Origin of the sequence: Mesorhizobium sp. M1A.F.Ca.IN.020.06.1.1, assembly GCF_004023265.1 — a bacterium.
Classification (GTDB): domain Bacteria; phylum Pseudomonadota; class Alphaproteobacteria; order Rhizobiales; family Rhizobiaceae; genus Mesorhizobium.
Map to the genome: position 1 here is coordinate 1 of NZ_RZSR01000695.1, position 3297 is coordinate 3297.

The following is a 3297-nucleotide window of genomic DNA, read 5'->3' on the forward strand; positions in this document are numbered from 1 at the left end:
CCGGCATCACCGGCTTCAACCTCGCCAATTTCTTTGCCCGAAATCTCGACAATGTGCTGATCGGCAAATATTGGGGCGAGGCGCAGCTCGGCCTCTACGATCGCGCCTACAAGCTGCTGCTCTTCCCGCTCAGCCAGATCACCAACCCGCTGTCGAAGGTGATGGTGCCGGCACTTTCGCGGCTGAAGGACGAGCCGGACCGTTATCGCAGCGCGTATCTGCGCGTCATGCCGCTGATCCTCCTGGTGGCGTTGCCGGGCGTGGCCTTCGCCACCGCCATGTCGGATACGCTCATTCCGTTCGTGCTCGGCCCGCAATGGCGGGAGAGTGCCAACATTTTCCTCGCGCTGGGCTTCGCCGGCCTGCTGCAGCCGCTGAACAATCCGGCCGGATGGCTGTTCGTCAGCCAGGGCCGTTCGGGCGATTTCATGCGCTGGGGCATCATCACCGCCGTCACCTCGGTGCTGGCCTTCGCCATCGGCCTGCCTTATGGCGCGCTCGGCGTCGCGGTCGCCTATGCGGTCAGCGAATATCTGCGGACGCCTTTCCTCTGGCTCTATGTCGGCAAGGCCGGGCCGCTGCAGGCGAGCCATGTGCTGCACGCAGCCGCCCCCTTCGTGCTCGGCGCGCATCTGGCGCTGGCCCTGGTCTGGGTCGCCAAGCCGATGCTGCCGGCGCAGCCCATCATCGCTCTCGCAGGCGGCGCGGTGCTGTCCTATGTCGTCACCATCATCGTCGCGCTCGCCTTCGGCGCCGGCCGCGAGGCGCTTCGGGAGGCCCTGCGGCTGATCCCGGCGCGCGGGTTTTCGCCCGCGCCCAGCGAGGCGAAATGACCTTGCCGGCGCAAACCGCCAGGCATTCCGGCCGCCGCCGGACAGCCCAAAACTGCTGATTCTTGAGGGTTAGGCAACAGCATGAATTACCGATCGATCTCAGACATGAACGACGCGATCGCGCGGAACCTGCACCGGCTGCCGCGCGACATCGACCTGGTGGTTGGCGTGCCGCGAAGCGGCATCCTCGCCGCGACGCTGGTCAGCCTGACGGCGAATATCCCGATGACCGATCTCGACAGCTTTCTCGCCGGCAAGATCTACACCTCGGGGATCACCAAGCGGCGTGCGGCGCTCGATCGGCAGCATTCCGAAATGCGCAAGATCCTGGTGATCGACGACAGCGTCAGCGGCGGCAACGCCATGCGCGATGCGCGCAGCAAAATCGCGGCTGCCGGCATCCCGGGCGATTTCGTCTACGCGGCCGTGTTCGGCCTGCTTTCGCAGCACAAGGAAACCGATATCGTCTTCGAGGTCGTGCCGCATCCCAGGATGTTCCAGTGGAACTTCATGCATCACGTCTTCCTCGAGCAATGCTGCGTCGACATAGACGGCGTGCTTTGCCTCGATCCGACCGCGGACGAGAATGACGACGGGCCGGCCTACGAAAAATTCCTCACCGAGGCGCGGCCGCTTCTCGGGCCGACGCGCAAGATCGGCTGGCTGGTGACCAGCCGGCTGGAAAAGTATCGCAAGCTGACTGAAGCCTGGCTGGCCAAGCACGAGATCAAATATGACCATCTCGTCATGCTCGACCTGCCGAGCAAGGCCGAGCGGCAGCGGCTTGGCGCGCATGGCAGCTTCAAGGCCGAGTTCTATCGCAAGTCGGACGCCATCCTGTTCATCGAGAGCGAGCACGAGCAGGCGCTCAAGATCGCCAAGCTATCGGGCAAGCCGGTGCTGTGCGTCGAAACCAACATCGTGAGCTTTCCCGACGCGTTTTCCTTGCCGGCGCTGGAGCAGGCGGCCCGCAACCTGCCGGCACGGCTCAGGCAGATCAATTCGCCCGAGGGGCGCAAGAAGGTCATCAAGACCGCCGCGCGCGCCCTGCTCGGCGAACGCGCCTATGAAATGCTGAAGAGCCGGGTCAAAAGACCAGCGTAAGCAAAACCTAACGCGGATTTAAGGTGCCTCGCGCCGAATCGCATTCAGTCGACGTTTGGGTCGTCGTTTTGATGCCTGTCGCGCCCCAGAACCGCTGCAGATTTCTGGGCGACATGCATTAAGCAGCGCGCCGGGCGCGCTGCCTGGCAGCCCTGTCCAGCAAGGCGAAGAAGGTGGCGAACTGGCGCTCGGGATCGAGTTCCGGGCGCTGCGAGAACGTGAGCGCGGCTTCCGAGACTCGCTCATATTCCTCGCGATCGTTCCACAGCCGCCTGAGCGCCGTGACCCAGTCCTCGAGCGGCGCGTCATAGTCCAGCACGACGCCGCCGGAGCCGATCGCTTCGGGCAGTCCGCCGCGCCGCGAGCCGACGACGGGAATACCGCTGCAATGGGCCTCCGAGGCAACGCGACCCCACGCCTCTTCCCATTTGCTCGGCGCCAGCAGGATCCTGGTGCGGCCGTAGAGAGTCTTCATGTCGTCGGTGCGGTTTTCGAGCTTGATATTGGAGAACGGCGCGATCGTTTCCGCGATGCGGGCGCGGTGATCGTCATCCAGCTTCCAGCTCTCGACGAACAGGAAAGGGATCTCCCTGCAGGCGGCCGCGATCCGCACCGCCAGCTCGAAACCCTTTTCCTCGTAGGGATTGATAAAGGTGACGTACTCGCCCGTCGTCGGCGTGCTGTAAGAGGCCGGATTGATCGTCGGCGGGATTACCGTGGAATCGATGCCAAACTCGCGCTTGTAAGTGCGCGCCGTGAACTCGGAATTGGCGATGTAAGACGCCGAGTTCAGCTCGCGCAGATCGCCCCCGAGTTCATGGAATTCAACATTCCTGAGATAGACCACCAGCGGCACGCCCTCGGCCTCCAGCGCCTTGCCGAGCGGAACCGATTTGTGACACTGCACCACCGCTACGTCCGGCTGCAGCTTCTTTACGGCAAAGGCGGCCGCTTCCCAGGGGAACCAGGCGCGCACCACCGGATAGCCGGGGAAATTGTCGATGACGGCGCGCTGACCGAGGAGCTTCATCTTGGCGCGCGCCTTGTATCCGAACATGCCCTGGCCGAACAAGGCCGCAAGCACCGATGCCTCATGACCGTGTTCGATCAATTGCTCCGCCAGATGATGGGTGCTCGACTGGACGCCGCCGCTGAATTGCGGCGGATAGCCGTTTCCGCCTGCGAAGAGAACTTTCATGGTTCGGCTCCTTGTCACATTTTCTTGGCCAGTTTTCCTGGCTTGCCGGCAAACATGCCGGCGGGCAGTGTCAGGCAGTCTGCTGCTCGAGATTGGCGAACGGATTGGTGCATGGATGCCAGCCGGTGAAGCGGATCGGATCATTGGGCGAGCTGCGCCAGG

The 3297-nt window shown here is 63.6% G+C and carries 3 protein-coding genes; 2 read left to right on the top strand and 1 reads right to left on the bottom strand.

All coding sequences use genetic code 11. The features are described 5' to 3' along the window. Both EOA60_RS25185 and EOA60_RS25190 read left to right on the top strand, forming a co-directional pair. Nucleotides 1–833: oligosaccharide flippase family protein (locus EOA60_RS25185; protein WP_164899518.1), on the top strand; the 833-nt coding region annotated here is incomplete at its 5' end. A gap of 81 nt (nucleotides 834–914) precedes the next feature. Further along, nucleotides 915–1937: a phosphoribosyltransferase gene (locus tag EOA60_RS25190; protein ID WP_067324235.1), complete on the top strand. Its 1023-nt coding sequence runs from the start codon at nucleotides 915–917 to the stop codon at nucleotides 1935–1937. Between the two features lie 118 nt (nucleotides 1938–2055). Here the strand turns inward: EOA60_RS25190 and EOA60_RS25195 are convergent, their stop codons facing one another. After that, nucleotides 2056–3135 carry a glycosyltransferase gene (locus tag EOA60_RS25195; RefSeq protein ID WP_067324233.1) on the bottom strand — a complete coding sequence of 360 codons (1080 nt, stop codon included), beginning with the start codon at nucleotides 3133–3135 and terminating at the stop codon, nucleotides 2056–2058. Nucleotides 3136–3297 lie beyond the last annotated feature (162 nt).